Source organism: Salinispora mooreana (assembly GCF_000379065.1).
Classification (GTDB): Bacteria; Actinomycetota; Actinomycetes; order Mycobacteriales; family Micromonosporaceae; genus Micromonospora; species Micromonospora mooreana.
In genome coordinates, this window is sequence record NZ_KB900614.1 from 2,282,034 (window position 1) to 2,297,610 (window position 15,577).

Annotated in this window: 7 protein-coding genes and 1 pseudogene; 4 read left to right on the top strand and 4 right to left on the bottom strand. The window is 64.9% G+C overall.

Annotated features, from left to right (window positions below; genetic code table 11):
* Positions 1-55: 55 nt before the first annotated feature.
* Positions 56-316, top strand: a pseudogene (locus tag SALPAC6_RS30095) (transposase); the annotation flags it as partial.
* 112 nt (positions 317-428) lie between these two features.
* On the opposite strand, the gene SALPAC6_RS30100 reads toward SALPAC6_RS30095, so the two are convergent.
* From SALPAC6_RS30100 to SALPAC6_RS0110925, 4 genes are all read right to left on the bottom strand, one after another.
* Positions 429-797: a hypothetical protein gene (locus SALPAC6_RS30100; RefSeq protein ID WP_223874226.1), complete on the bottom strand. Its 369-nt coding sequence runs from the start codon at positions 795-797 to the stop codon at positions 429-431.
* A 447-nt stretch (positions 798-1,244) separates the two neighbouring features.
* A complete protein-coding gene (locus tag SALPAC6_RS0110910) occupies positions 1,245-1,727 on the bottom strand; it encodes a hypothetical protein (protein WP_026189544.1) in 483 nt (160 codons plus the stop codon).
* A gap of 122 nt (positions 1,728-1,849) precedes the next feature.
* Positions 1,850-8,431 carry an RHS repeat-associated core domain-containing protein gene (locus tag SALPAC6_RS0110915; RefSeq protein WP_080636155.1) on the bottom strand — a complete coding sequence of 2,194 codons (6,582 nt, stop codon included), beginning with the start codon at positions 8,429-8,431 and terminating at the stop codon, positions 1,850-1,852.
* A gap of 254 nt (positions 8,432-8,685) precedes the next feature.
* Entirely contained in the window at positions 8,686-12,303 is a 3,618-nt protein-coding gene (locus SALPAC6_RS0110925) for a LamG domain-containing protein (RefSeq protein ID WP_026189545.1), read from the bottom strand.
* Between the two features lie 473 nt (positions 12,304-12,776).
* Between SALPAC6_RS0110925 and SALPAC6_RS0110930 the strand changes: the two genes are divergently transcribed.
* The 3 genes from SALPAC6_RS0110930 to SALPAC6_RS0110940 all read left to right on the top strand — a co-directional run bounded on the left by SALPAC6_RS0110930 (position 12,777) and on the right by SALPAC6_RS0110940 (position 15,558).
* Positions 12,777-13,697 (top strand): DNA-3-methyladenine glycosylase family protein, encoded by a 921-nt coding sequence (locus SALPAC6_RS0110930; RefSeq protein WP_026189546.1) that lies wholly within the window; start codon positions 12,777-12,779, stop codon positions 13,695-13,697.
* A 154-nt stretch (positions 13,698-13,851) separates the two neighbouring features.
* Positions 13,852-14,334 (top strand): GNAT family N-acetyltransferase, encoded by a 483-nt coding sequence (locus SALPAC6_RS0110935; protein WP_018253452.1) that lies wholly within the window; start codon positions 13,852-13,854, stop codon positions 14,332-14,334.
* Positions 14,335-14,448: 114 nt separating this feature from the next.
* Entirely contained in the window at positions 14,449-15,558 is a 1,110-nt protein-coding gene (locus tag SALPAC6_RS0110940) for an ATP-dependent DNA ligase (protein ID WP_018253453.1), read from the top strand.
* Positions 15,559-15,577: the final 19 nt, after the last annotated feature.

A 15,577-nucleotide genomic window follows, 5' to 3' on the forward strand; every position in this document is an offset into this window, starting at 1 on the left:
TCTACTTTGTTAGATCTTCTGGCATGTTGCATATCTGCGTTGTCATCGGGTTGGGCTGCGGTGTGCGGATGGGTGGAGTCTGGTTCGGGTGCGGTTGAAGAACTGTGCGGCGGGGATCTTCGCGGGGTGGCAGCGCTCGGTTCAACGGGCGACGGCGTTGCGACATCTGCGGGGTTCGATGCGAGTCGATGCAACCGATAGCGCGACGGCTCGGGATGGATCACCAGCATTGCCGCAGGTCCTGACCTGCTCAACCTGGGACGCGGATAGTGTGCGGCGGCGGCTGGCCAGCGCCGCGGTCGACACGGTGCACCCCTCGCGAATGTTGAGGTCACGGGGCACGAACGGGCCCAACCGGCATCGAGTACAGCGGCGAAATCGCACGTCAGCGTATGCAACCGAACACCGAACGAGACAAGCTACATGTCTCACTCGGTCCTGCCGTCTTTATCATCTGGCCAATCAGTAACACGCTGCACCTCGTTCGACCACCGCGCGACGGCCTGCTTCCCCGCCCTATAGGTGAGGTACGCTTTCGCGTCGACCTTTCCACCACTGTATCTATGCAGAATGGCGACCGTCTGTTCAGGTGGGCAGATGAAGCTCTCGAGCGGCAGCAGTTGGTACACCCGCCGTCCCTCGTGCACCCTACCGAGGCGACCCTTGACGCGCACCCCTGGCGTCACCCGAATTTCTAACATCGGATCGCTCCAGTCGGCACCTCGCTTCACCGCCGTCATCATCTCGACCGAGCTCCAGGGCAACCACGTCGTGGCACCATTCGCCCGAACAGTCATCCCAGTGTCGTCAACATGGATGACAAACGGCCAGCAGAGAGACACAAGAGCGCAGGCGGCAAGGAGGCACATTGCCGCGCCGGCGTACGCGAATATCCTGGTGTTGGTGAAGACTGAGCCCGGGTCCGCCGCAGAATACCATGCCGCACCCCACCCGCAAGCCCCAACCAGGGCCACGAAAGCGTAGTTCCGCCGAATCTTGGCTGTGTTCCGCTGTAACCGCACTCCTTCGTCCACATAACTATGATGCATCGTCGCAAGCTGCTGGCAAACAGCAGGGGAGGCAAAGTAGCCCAACGCGCGAGCGCGCTGTTCCGCACTCGGGGAGTCACGATGGCGGTGTGCCACGGCCCCACAAACTATCGAAACCTACGAGATCGCTAACATGCCTGCGCATCGCTCGCCAGTGAGACACCGAGCTGTAAATGCACACGGGGATGCGTAAACCTACAGAATACAGGACTTTTCGAATGGCTCTGGCAGATACTTACTGAACTTTTGCTTGATCAGCGAGTTGTGGGCGTAACCCCACACCCGAGTGCCGCGAAAGGTCCAAACCGTCCCGGTGAACATGTCCACGACAGCAGGTTGGGCCAGGGCCGCGAAACCCGCCGAGTGTAGTCTATGAACCTTCTGAGTCAGCGCTATCGCACTTTCCTCTATCGCTGTCGTCACGAGGACGGGCAGCACGATAACGCCTGACTGCATGCCGCGCCATTGGCCTTTACGGTTCAACCCCAGGTTCACAGCGGCGTTAACGAAATCACTCAGTCCCGCCTTCTCGACCCGATCCACTGCTGCACAAACTGTGAAAACGTACATCCTCGTCAGCGCGCGTGTCTGCGCCCGGTAGCCGACCAGGGTCGCCTTTGAGCAGACATACTCTTCTGACACCGTGCACCCGTCAGCGACCATCCGTTGCCGCACAATTTCGAGATACACATCGGGAGTGATCACCTTTGAATGCCCCCTTCCTGCCTTGTAATGGCAGGATCCCAAGCCGAACCCTGAGTATCGTCTGCATCTGACCCCGCATCACCACGGCCAATTTGTCAGAACGCAGCCCCCACGAAGCCTCCCACAATCTGGATGGGATGGGTCACCTGATTGAATGAATATCCGTCCTTGCGTAATTGACTCAGGTCGTCCCTCGTGGTCGGTGCGATCGCGCCAACAAGACCACCTGCCAGACCATCGACTGACATGGCACCCCTCTCAATCATCATGACGGTGTCCAGCGCCACTCGGGCATGTCCACGCACACCGCCTCCCATCGTTGCCGCATCGTCACGCCATTGACTCACCGACGATCTCACGAATGTCCCGAGGTTATTCCTGGGCGTTCCCCCCAAAGCCCGACTGATCCCAGCCGGGGTTAGCTGATGCGCAGCTGCACGCGTACCGCTCCCCAACCCAGATGCGGCCTTCGCCGCTCCGGACGCGAAACCAGACAGGGTACTCCGGAGGCCGGCACTGGCGGCACCGGCCAAGCCTCCTCCAATCACCGCGCCGACAGCCCCGCCCAGCGCGCCAAGGGCACCACCGACGAGTGTATCCGTGGCCAAGCTACCAATGGAACATCGACTATTATCACCACCGGAACACTTCAATCCACCGGTGACCAATCCGGACACTGCACCACCGAGCGCACCGCACAAAACAGCACCGGTACCGCCGGTGATTACCGTACAGGTGACGCCGACAGCAACACCGGTCACAACACCTACCACGTCGGCGTTCTCTTCGGCCCAGTTCACAGCGGCAGCGGCCATGCCCTTTACCCGCTGGCTGTTGCGACAAAAGAAGCTAGCTTGGCACTCGCGTTGCTTTCGTTCCGCTTCGGCACGTTGATTGCTGGCGATTCTGGCAGCTTCGCGTCGTTGTTGGCAGCTGGAGTTGCAGGCTGGTGGGACGTATTCTTCCACGATCCAGGTGGAGATGCTGCCACTGCTGGTTCGGGAGCGGTATGCGCGGGCACCACCACCGTCAACGTCTTCGAAGAAATATTCACCGGTGGGGTCGGCATTGTTGACAGGGTTGTTGCCGCCGTATTGATATGCGTTGTATTGGTCCGGATCGCTGGAAACGAGGACGGGGTCGACGGAGATGAAACGGCCGAGGAGATTATCGTATTGCCGCGCGCCGATGTTGGTAAGTCCGGTGGGGTCGATGTCGCCGCCGACGAAGCCTTTCTGGTTGACCCAAGCGGGGTTAGCTCCGCGGGGTGTGCCGTAAGGGGTTTGTCGTCGGGTGGTGAAGGTATGGGTGGCGGCGTTGACGGCGAGTTGTTGGGTGCCCTGGTGGTCGTTGTAGAGCCAGGTGAGGTTGGTGGGGGATGAGCCGCCGGTGCGGGAGGCGCAGACCGTGCCGGCGAAGGTGTAGTAGCGGGTGCCGGTGTTCGTGCCGCCTTCGCGGCGGATTTCTTGGCCGGGGAGGTAGAGGGTGGTGCCGGTGGCATCGCGGCGGATGAGGCGGGTGCCGTTGGTGTCGTAGATGTTGGTTTCGATGGTCTGGTCGTCGGTGCTGACGGTGGCGAGTTTGCCTTCGGGGTTCCAGGTCAGGGTTTGGCTGTCGACGCGGGTGGCGCAGTCGTTGCCGGTGGTGGTGGTGTCGGATGGTCGGCAGGTGGTGTTACCGGTGGCGTCGTAGTCATAGGTGTTGACAACTGGTTCGTTGTCGGGTGTTTGGGTGGTCATGGCGGTGACGGCGTGGGGACGCGTCACGCCTGGTCCGCCGGTGGGGACGCTGTAGGTGCGGGTGGTGTCTCCGCTGGTGGTGTGGCTGGTTTCGGTCAGTCGGGAGGCGGTGCTGTCAAACGTCCAGTCCTGCCAGTAGGGTGCTGGGCCGCCGAGGTTGGCCGTAGCGGGTTCGGTGTCGCAGGTCACCCCGGCCTTGGGGGTCCAGGCGGTGGTGAGTTGGCGGAGTTGGTCGTAGCGGAAGCACTGGGTGTCGGCTTGGCCGTGTTCTGGTGCTTCGGCGATGGAGGTGATGTTGCCAGCGGGGTCGTAGGTGTAGTTGCGGTCGGAGATGGTGCCGGGGGTAGTTTCCCGTTCGATGGTGGTACGGGTGACACGGCGGGTGGCTTCGTCGCGGTAGACGACGTCTTGGGTGTAGATACCCGCTGGCGGCTTATAGATAGAGCCGTTGCGTTCGCCGTACGCGGTGTAGCTGGCGGTGGCGAGGGTGCCGGAGAAGCCGGTGAGGCTGGTGTCGAACCTGATGGGCAATCCGGTGGTGGCGTCGTAGTCGGTGGTGACCTTCTCAGCGACCAGCCCACCGCCGCCGGCGGGGTAGGACATGCTGGTGGTCTCGCCGGTGGCTTCCGAGTAGCCGTAGACGTAGAGGTACGTGCCGTTGAGGCCGGTTTCGCTGGGCGGGATGACGTAGTTGACGCCCTTGGGTTGGTAGCGGCCGTCGAAGCTACGGACCTGCCACCGGTAGGCGTTGCTACTGCCGGCGGGTTCGTAGCGGATCGCCTGCGTGAGCTGTCCCTTGAACCCGCCTTGTCCGGTGTAGAGCCGGTCGTGACTCCACTGCGCACGCAACGGTCCGGTGGCGGAGTCGTCACGCAGCTCCTTCTTACGCCCGAGGCTGTCGTAGCCGTACCAGAGGGTTTCGCCCCGGGCGTCGGTGGTGGTGACCAGTTCGTCGGCGTCGTTGAAGGTGCTGGTCGTGACGCCCTTGTCCGGGTCGGTCGTGCGCCACTGGCGTCCCTTGGCGTCGTACTCGTTGGTCCACTCGTTGCCGGCGGGGTCGATGGTGGTGACCTGCTGGCCCTTACGGTTGAACACATACTCGGTCTGCCGGTACGCGCCATTGACGCCGTTTGGGGTGGTGTGCTGACGCAGCTTGACGACGCGACCGTGGGCATCGGTGACGGTGGTGGTGGGCGTGCCGCCCGGTGGTGGTGTCACCGTGGTGAGGTCGCCCTCGTGGGTGGTCACGGTGCGCCATTTCTCGACGAGGTTGGTGACCCCGTCGCCGGCGAGGAAGATCTCGTTCGTAGGTCGAGATGCCCGGTCGAAGATGGTCTTCGACACCGCGGGCACCGACCACTCGGGTTCCCACCACAGCGTTCCCGAGGGTGCGCCGGGTTCGGCGTGAGCGCCGTAGGTGACCGCGGCACGGTCGAGGCTGTCGTAAATGGTGTCGGCGACTACCCGGGCACCGGAGCCGTCCATCGCCAAGCTTTGAGTCTGCCGCGGGCGCAGCAGCCCGTCGAGGATCTGGTACGAGGTGAGGTAGTTCGCGTCCGCGTTGAGTACCTGGCTGGTCACGTAGGGGTAGGCGTCACGGTCGGTAGCAAAGTGGTAGGTGTACTGCGCAGATGGCTTGGTCGGATGCCTGTCTCTCGGCCAACCCAGCTCCCATACCTTGCTGACGCGACCAAGCGCGTCGTACTCCACCTCGGCGCTCACCCGATTGTTGATGTCGGTGGCCTTGGTGGTGGAGCCCCAGTAGGGATTCGCCTCCACTGAGGAAGTCCAGTTCAACGGTCCGGTGGTTGTCACCTTCGTGACCGGGCCACCCACGGCTGGTGTGTACGCCGCCGTGGTGGTGTTGCCCCTGATGTCAGTAGTGGTCACCTCTCGGCCCGCCGAGTCATGGGTCACCTCCGCCACCTTCTGCCAGACCGTGCCCGTGCCCGACTGCCAGTCCTTGAGCTGCTCGGTCTTGGTCACCGACCCATAGATCGGAGCGGTGTCGACGCTGCTGGCACCGTCGTAGTAGGTCCGCGCGTCAGAGATCACATCATCGGCGGAGGTGGGGGTCTCGCCGCAGGCCAGGGCAGTAGTGGTGGTCTGCCTCACCGTTCGGGTCAGGTTTTTGGTGGTGTTGCGGTTATAGGCGTAGGTGATGCACTTCTCGTCACCAGTATCAGCGACATCACCGTCGTCCTGCGACCAGTTCACCGTGCCGTAGCGGTGGTCGAGGTTCTTGGTGCCACGCGAGGTGCGCCAGCCGCGATCGCCATTCACACCTAGGGCAGTCGCCGTATAGGTCGTCTGCGTGTCCACGAACCGGGCCTCGACCGTGTCACCGTTGATCGTCCGACTGGCAGTCGGGTTCGACCGCCACGGCACGTTCACCGTCTTTGACACGGGTTTGGTCTCGACCCCGTTGTAAACAACCTGCTCGCGCACCTGGCCGGCGAACTGGTCCTCGTCGTAGACCGTCTCCGAGCCCAGCGACGCCGGGACGGTCACCGTACGCGTGCCGCCGGAGGGACTGGCCTTGTCGCCGTGCATACCCCGCAGGAAAGTCGTCACCGTCAGGGTCTGGTTCGTCGAGTCATCACCAACACGGGTCTTGACCTGGCGGTATCCCCGCCACTGGGACCACGTCTTCCGCTCCGGCCTGGTCAGACCGTCGTCGTCAGCGTAGTGCCACGCGGGCGCGCCCACGTACTCATACCAGGTGTGCTTTGACGGCGCCTGGTGCCCGTCAGCGAGCTGCACATCGTCTTCGACAACGTGCTCTACCCGATGCTTGTGCCACCACTCGGTCACCAACCGCTCACCAGTATGGTCGGTCGGGTCCGGCACCTTAACGGGGTAGCACCGCTTCGTGTTCGTGTGCGGATCCAGATCCTCGACGATCGCCTCGGTGCACTCCGGCAGCGCGTAGTCCACCTTGATTCGCGCCCCGGTCTCCGTCACGATGCTGGAAATCCGCAGCCAGTTGTCTGTCGTACCGTGCTCGGTTAGGACCCGGTTTGGCAGCGACACCGCCTCGAACGTCACCGGCGGCATGGTGACGGTGCCCCCGACGTGCCCCGCGTGGTCGATCTTGTCCAACCACAAACCCGTGTGCGTGGAATCCGCCGTCGCCGCGAACGTGTGCGACAGCGTCCACGACTCCACGTCCTGCCACGCCGGCGTGGTCTTGGTGGTGTCCCACACCCGGGTAGTGACCTTCTCCAACCGCTTCGTGGTCCAGAACGTCGGCGAGTACTGCCGCGGGCACGACGTCGCTGACGCCTTGCACTCCTGATCCCACGGGGTGTCCTTCCACGACTCCTCAACCGGGTCGGCCTCCGTGCCGCAGTTTGAGAAGCACCGCATTCCCGTGTCGAACACCACCTGCGCATACGGTGTGACGTTCCGTTCGGTCACCCCGTGCACAGCCTGGTTCCGGTCATAGGTGCCGTAGTCGATCCGCCTCAGGTAGCCCGCCCGGTCGTAGGACACATCATCGGAATCGGTGTCATTCCGGGCGTACTTGTTCGTCTCCTTGCCATACCACAGCGACATCGTGTTGCCACGCACGTCGACCACGTAGTCGACCTGCCACCGCCACGCCTGCGCACAGTCCGAATCCGTAAAAGCCGACCGATGGCACGGCTCACCGGAGTGGTTACCGAACACCGGCACCGTCAACGTCGAGTTCGTCTTCGCCGTCTGTCCCGGCAGCGAATGCAATCCGAAGAAGTACTGCGTACCGTCAGTGGTCGTGACCTTCCAATGCTCACCGTTGTTGTCACCGTTACTCGACGCGCCCGTCAAACGCTCGATCTTCGAGCCATCCTCGGACCGAGGGTGCCAGCCCTTCCCCGCCTCGAACACCAACTCCGTGCTCTGACCGTTCAGGTTCATGATGGCGTTGTCCGTCCGCCAACACTGGTCCCCGCTGTCCTCGGTGTTGTTCGCCCCGTTCTTCATGTCCTCCGCGCACGGCACATACCGACGCTCGATGTATCCCGGCGAGTAGTCGAACCCCTCCCCGATCCAGGACGGCTGGTTGTTCGTCACCTCCGACCGGCCATCCACCGCCGCCGACGAATACGCGAAGTTGATTGACGGATCAGGACCAACCGCGGTGGGCGTACGCAGCGGGTAGTTCCACGAAAACCCACCAGTGGATCCGCCGGCCGACCAGTTCGACGACGGCGCCAAGGTGGTTGCACTGAAATCGCCGTCGCGACCCGAACCCTCCGCGGCCAACGCCACGAACGACACTGCCTCCGAGCCGACAACGTCACCGCCCAACATCCGTCGCGTCAGCGGTGTCAGCCCGTCCCCGTCGACGGCCACGGTCACCTCCGCCGTCACCACCCCGTCACCGACATCGTTCGTGGTGGGCAGCGGCACCGACCGACAACCCGCCGATTCCGGCATCGACAATGCACACGCCGGCACCTGCCACAACCGCAACCGCGACGCCCACGACCCACCAACCGCATGCCGGAACGCGCCGTAGTCCACCGACAGCCGCACCGGCCCGGAAGCAGCCCCCGCCGGCGCGGTCACCTCCATCACCACACCGTCACGCCACGCCGGCGCCAACGCCCGACGATCCACCACCCGCACATCCACACTGCTGACCCGCGCCCCAGCGGCACCAGACCCACGCGCCACCCACACCGGCAGCTTTCCCGCTCGAACCCCCCGACCGGCAGCTGCCGAAACACCAGCGCTGCGACCGGCCACCGTGTTCTCGCCGACATCAACGCGCGCAGAGACCGCATCCGGCCATACCGGCGCCGCCGCCGGCGAGTCCTGTACCCGCTTCTGCGCCCACGCCCGGCCTCTGACCGGGCCACCATCAGCGTCCAACTTCTCCAACTGTGGCCGCGCCGGCTCCCGGCGCTCCGCGACCGCCTCCGACGCCGGGACACCCACCAGGGACGCCATCAACGACACCACCGTCAACCCCACAACCCACCACCGTGCACCACCTGCCCACCCACGGTGTCGCCCTGCCCACCCACGGTGTCGCCGTAGCCGCCCCACCCCACGGGCATCCCGACCAGACAACATCTGCTCCTCTCCACAGAACGATCACGCAAAGCCGAGAACGTCGGACGCTGACGAATTCCTTGGAAGGCGAGGGACAACGGTTCCGCCAGCCGGGCCGAACCGTCATCCCACAACCCGTGAAACCGCTGCTAACCCGGGGCAACCTGCGACTCGTACAACATCGATACCGCGGCATCCGTCAAGGCACCCTGGAACACCGCCACATCATCGATGCCACCGTTCCACTGATCCGTGATCTCGTCGTTCCACAGGGTCCGCCCCACCAGCAGTGGACCCGACGATGCCATCGGGGTAAACGAAAGATCTTTCGAGTCGTGCAGCTCACCATTGACATACAGACGAATCTGCTTTTGCTCCGCGTCGTACAAACCGACCAGATGAGTCCACACACCTGCCTCGGCCGGTGACGACGACCTAAGGCTCTCGAGAGAGGTAGTCAGGGAGTCCTCATCAGTGACAACGAACATCCACTTACCGATTTCGGAGTGATACTTCAACCAGCCACCGCTCTGATGAGCCCCCCGCTGGGACACCGCCGTCTGGTTCACGTCAAGCCGGTCGAGTGTCACCCAGGCCGACATCGTGAACGACTGATCAGTCCGCAGAACAGGCTCGTCCTGCCACTGCGTGAACTCGAGGCCATCGTCGTCAGGCGGCGTCGTACCCGACTTCAGCGCACTACGGCCGTACTCGACCGTCGACTCGGCGAATCCTTCCTCCGGAAAGTACTCATCGTCCAACCACAACCCAGCCCCGGACTGACCCGTCCCGATAGCCGAGCCCCGCGTCAACGCCAACCACCGACCCCACTCCTGTGTCGTGTCAGCGGCAGCCTCGCAGGTGTCCTTCAAATCCCCCATATAGCAGGGCACAGCCGCCTCGAAGTTCCAGTCGCCGACCCGGACAGGGGTCATGATCCCCGGCTCGTTGAACCCACCCGACATCGGGTCCGACGCCAACTGACCAGTGAAGTCATGCGGCACGAGCACCCGATCGAACACCTGAACATCCGCGATATGACCGGGCCAGGGGATAAAAGAGCTTTGCGTTCTGATGTCCGTGCCGATCACGATCTGACTAAAGCTGGCCCACTCCTGTGACACCGCCGCCGACGCGGTATCCGCCAGCTCCCCATTCACATACAAGGAAGTCGATTTATTAACTGCGTCGTACACACCCGCCAGATGCGTCCACACACCCATCGCCACCGGAGTATCGGACACCACCAACCCGGTCTCACTCGAACCCGCCGTGTTATCCGGGTGCATCCACATACCCCACTTGCCGAGACCAGCACGGAATCCCAGATTGAAGCTACTGTTCTGGCTGTAGTCCTGAGAAACCGCACGCCGGTCCTCGGTCGGTAGCGGATCCCCAGCCTCCCCCAATCTCACCCATGCCCCCACCGCGAACGACAATCCCGGATCAATCACTGAATCAAACGTGAAAAGACTTCCGATCATGGCATTGTCGAAGTCAGCCGTCTGACCACCGATCAATCGGACGTCATCGGCCCAACCAACATCGATCGCATGCAGATCGTTATCGCCAGCCAGTTCGGGTTGCTGATCAGCCAACGCCGCCGCCTCATCAACCCCTGGATACTGCTCAAGAGCCCACCTCGCCACCGGCGGCGCCGGCCGCGGCGCCGTGAACGTCGCGGATCCGACATTGCCCAGGTTCCCCGTCGCGTCGATCCCACGAACCCAGACGGTATTCTGACCAAAACTCGGCACAGTCATATTCACCGTCGCCGACTTCGTACCACTGCCCGTCGCCGCGACCGTTGACGTCGGCGGGTTGGACCACCCGTAGCGGAACGTGGTGACGTCCGCAGTGGTCGTCGTGAACGTGAACGACACACTCTGACCCGGCCCAGCGACACCATCCGGAGTCACCGTCGGGGCCGGCGGCACCGTCGTATCCGCGGCGAACTGACACCACCCCGACCACGGACCGGTCAACGAATACGGCGCCCTATCAGTACCCTTGGCCCGAAACGCATACGTCGACCCCTTGACGATCGACACCGCCGAACTCGTCGCCCGACTGTTCGGAGTGATCCCCGTCCGAGCCGGCGGCGGACTCTTCCGACCCGGGTAGCTGTCCGTCACAGAGCCGATGCCACCACTCGGCACCTCGATCCACTCGAACCTACCCGTCAACGAATCACCACTATCCGCGTCCGGGAACACCGCGGACAACGTCGGCGCCAACGTCCCGACCGTCAACACACCCGAACTACAGGCCACACCCGCAACCTGCAAACTATGCGGCGCGCCCGGCTTGGTGTCGTAATCCACCACGAGCTTCGCCTTGTCCGGGAAGAACTTCTTCCACCGATCCTGCACCGACTCCCCGGACCCGTCGGAGGCCCGAGCAGTAAACCCCATAGTGACCGTGTTCCAGTTGCCAGTCGCCGCGTTCCCTACCAACTGGGTAACCGACGAACCCGTAAAGTTCATGGTCATATCCGGCTGAATCTTCCCGCAGCCACCCGCCTCGTTCGCGTTACCCGAGGCAGCAGCCGCGAAGGACCTCAAGCCCATCGCCGACCACGTCGCCTTAGGCGTCGAATTGATGGAATAGCTCAAGTACATCGACGCGACTGTGGGACCGCACGACCACGAATGATCCAGCAGCATCGACACGTACGCCGACTCCACATGCTTACCCTTGAGCGACACACCATTAGCGGTCATCGGAAACGTAAAGAACGACCGGAACAACGCGCCCGTGGCAGGATTCTTTCCCACCCGTGCCACACTCGTGTCGGAATTCGACGATCCGTTGTTGGTCGCGTACGCCCACTTGTTCTTGTACACCGACCACGCTGGATCGACGAATAGCGGATACACCGCCTCCGGCTCGTCAAGGAGCCCCGCGTCCGGACGCAGCACCAAATCGTCGCCAGACACCTCCACACCAACGTCAGCCACCCGCGCCGCCTCGCCCGCCGACACCGCGGAAGACTCCACACCAGCCGCCGACGCCACAGTCAGCTCCGAGTTCTCTGCCGACAGACCCTGGTCACGGAACGCACCACCCGAGGCCATGTCAACCCGCGAGTCCCACATCACCGCCCGCTCGGTGGACGCCACAGTTTTCCCACCAACTCGAGCCTGTAGCGAACCATTCGGGCCCGACAACACCTCCGCATCACCGCCAGTCCTGAACCGCACCTCCCGTACGGCCGGGTTCCTCGCCGCTGTCGGCGTCTTCACCACCAGAACGTGGGTGAACCCCGTCCAGGTCGCCCGCACCACTAGATCCACATCCGGCAACACGTTCGGGTACGTGACCGAATCGCCCGACACGGTTGGAGCCGGCAACGCCTCCGGCCACGACAACTCGACCGTCCCGCCCCCACGGGTCAACGTCACCATCGGACCGTCACCACCACCGGAGAACGCCACATCAGCCACCGACACCGCCGGCCGCCACAACCCGTCCCCACCATGAACCAACCGCAAGTCCACATCAGCCCATTCACCAGCCCGACGCGCCCGCTGCGGAACCACCGACGACGAGAACCGCAACCGGCCATCCGGCAACGCGGTCACCTCGGAAAACTCCGTACGAGACGCATCCACTACCACCGGCTGATCACACGAGGCCGCCACCGCCCTCGCCTGCGCCTCACCCTCAGCGACAGCCACACACGCCGCGGCTGCCACGTCAAGCACCGGCGGAACAACGACAACCGTCCCGACCGCCACCACGAACGCCACCACAGCCATCAGCACGCGACGACCACGACCGCCCACGTCACCCCACCCGCCCTCGATCAACAATTCCGCAGCCGCGACCCTAAGCACTCGTCCCACAACCCGCAGCCCGCCCGCACCACCGCACCCGGCTGGAATCCATATAGGAGCCGACCAAGGTCTGCAGACTGTCTACTATGCACTCAGTCCGGCCTGTACAAACACGCCGAACGGCAATCAACGAAGTCACTCCGCCACGCGACTGTGACCTGCAACACACCGAATTCTCATAGGAGAACCCAGAAAGGATTAAAAACACCAAACATATGTCATTGGTATTTCAACTATAAATTTTGAATGATTGCACTTTCATCACAGCAAACGTCGAGAACACACGCCACTTTCTGCAAACCAACGTCATGAGTAGCTACCCGTCGCGGGGAAGTCGACCGGGCCACAGTCGGCGTACCCGCTGGCGGCCGGTCGCGGTGCCGGGTGGCAGCATTGTCGGGGTGTCCGGGACCGAACCCACCGCCCGCCGGTTGCTGCACCCGCCGGCCGGATACCAGCTGGCCGCGTCGGTCCGGCCCCTCACCTTCAGCCCGTACGACCCCTGCGCCCGAATTGCCGCCGGGACGCTCTGGTGGGCCACCCGGACCCCGGACGGACCCGCCACCCTCGCCCTACGCCCCGACGCCGGCAACCTGGTCGCCGAGGGGTACGGCCCCGGCGCCGACTGGGTGGTGCACCAGGCCGACGCCCTCGCCGGCCTCCGGGACGACCTGACCGGCTTCGCCGAACTGGCCGCCGCGCACCCGGTGGTGGCCGACCTGGCCGCCCGACACCGGGGGCTGCGGCTGCCGACCAGCGGCCAGGTCTTCCCCCGGGTGTTCCGGGCCATCCTCGAACAGCGGGTGACCGGCAAGGAGGCGTACCGGGCGTACGCCGCCACCGTCCGCCACTTCCGGGCGGCGGCCCCCGGGCCGATGCAGCCGCTGCTGTTGCCGCCGGAGCCGGCGGCGGTGGCGGCCACCCCGTACTGGGCCTTCCACCCCCTCGGGATCGAACAGCAGCGCGCCGACACGCTACGCCGGGCCGCCGCGGTGGCCGACCGGCTGGAGCGGTGCGCCGACTCGGCCGAGGCCACCCGCCGGCTCACCGCCGTCCCGGGGATCGGCCCGTGGACCGCGGCCGAGGTGGTCCGCGTCACGTACGGCGATCCGGACGCGGTGAGCGTCGGCGACTACCACATACCGAACACGGTGGCCTGGGCCCTCGCCGGTGAGGCGCGTGGCGACGACGCCCGGATGCTGGCCCTGCTCGAACCGTTCCGAGGCCACCGGGGTCGGGTCTGCGTCCTGCTGGCGGCGGCCGGCATCACGGCTCCGAAGTTCGGCCCGCGGGCGCCGCTTCGCTCGTTCGCGCGGTTCTAGCCGTCTCGTCGACGTGCGGCGGCGGCGGGCCCGAGCCGGCACGACACCACCACTCACGGAATCTACCAGCAACGATATTCACCAGCTCCGGTAGCTTACTGTCGCCAAGGGACTCGGGCACCGCACGGTCGCGGCGCTGTGGTTGGCTGGGCCGGTGACCGCTCGCCCGTTGATCGCTCCCGCGACCCCGGCCGACGCCGGGGAGATCCTCACCGTCCAACTCGCCGCGTATCTGGCCGAGGCACAGCGCTACGCGGACCCGTTCCTGCCGCCGCTCACCGAGACCCTGGACGAGATTCGGTCCGTGCTCGCCAGCCCGCAGACGGTGCTCACCGCCCGACTGGGCCACCGACTCGTCGGTTCGGTCCGGGTCCGCGTCGATGGCGCCATCGCCTCCATCGGCCGGCTGGCGGTCGCCCCCGACCAGCAGGGCCGGGGCATCGGTGGCCGCCTGTTGCGCGCGGTCGAGACGGTGGCGGGCGCACAGGTGAGTCGGTTCACCCTGTTCACCGGGGCGGAGAGCGCGGGGAGTCGACGGCTCTACCAGCGCTCCGGCTACCGGTTGGTGGGCCACGACAAGGACCCGAACGGCGTGCCGCTGGTGTTGCTGGAGAAGACGGTGCCGTCCCGCTGCTGATTCCAGCGGCCGCATACCCACCCGGGCCCACCGGCTGCTCGGCAGCCAGGAAGGGGCAGCCGTGGCTGGTGTTCCTCCCCACGGCAGTCGGTGCCGTCTGGTTGACTGGTCGCCGTGAAGCTGCCGATCAGCCCGCCGGTCGAACCGATGCTCGCCAAGAGTGTCCCGCAGATCCCGACCGCGACCGGGATGACCTACGAGCCGAAGTGGGACGGCTTCCGGTGCATCGTGTTCCGCGACGGTGCGGAGGTCGAGCTGGCCAGCCGGGGCGGCAAGCTGATCACCCGCTACTTCCCCGAGGTGGTCGAGCAGGCCCGCCGGCAGCTACCCGAGCGCTGCGTCGTTGACGGCGAGCTGATCGTGATCCAGCGCGATCGGCCGGGCGGGCAGCCCCGGCTCAACTTCGAACTGCTGGCCCAGCGCATCCACCCGGCCGCCTCCCGGGTACACCTGCTCGCCGGGACCACCCCTGCGGATTTCGTGGCGTTTGACCTGCTCGCCCTCGCCGACGAATCCCTCCTGGCGCAGCCCTACCCGCACCGACGGTCCCGGCTGGAGGCGGCGTTGGGCGGTGTCGCGCCTCCGATGCACGTCACCCAGATCACCACCGACCCGGCCACCGCGCGCCGCTGGTTCGACCGGTTCGAGGGGGCGGGGCTGGACGGACTGATCGGCAAACCCGCCGAGCTGCCGTACGAGCCGGGTAGACGCCTGATGTTCAAGGTTAAGCACAAGCGCACGGTCGATGTCGTGGTGGCGGGTTTCCGCTGGCACAAGTCCGGCCCGGTGGTCGGCTCGCTTCTGCTCGGGCTCTACGACGACGCCGGCGTCCTGCATCATGTGGGGGTGAGCGCGTCGTTCCCCATGGCCCGCCGAAAGGCGCTGCTGGACGAGGTGGAGCCATACCGGGACGCCGGCGCAGATCATCCCTGGGTGCACGGCGACCACCAACGCGGTCAGCGCATCCCGGGCGGGGTCAGCCGGTGGACCGGCACGAAGAACCTGGAGTGGGAGCCACTGCGACCGGAGTTGGTGGTCGAGGTGAGCTACGACGCGATGGAGGGCGATCGGTTCCGGCACACCGCCCAGTTCGTCCGGTGGCGCCCGGACCGCAAACCCCGTTCCTGCCGTTACGACCAGCTCGACCGTCCGGTCCGGTTCGACGTGGATCAGGTGCTCCGGGGCGACCCGGAGAGCGATGGAGCCATGTCCGGGCCGGCGTAGCCGGCTACTCCGACCCCGA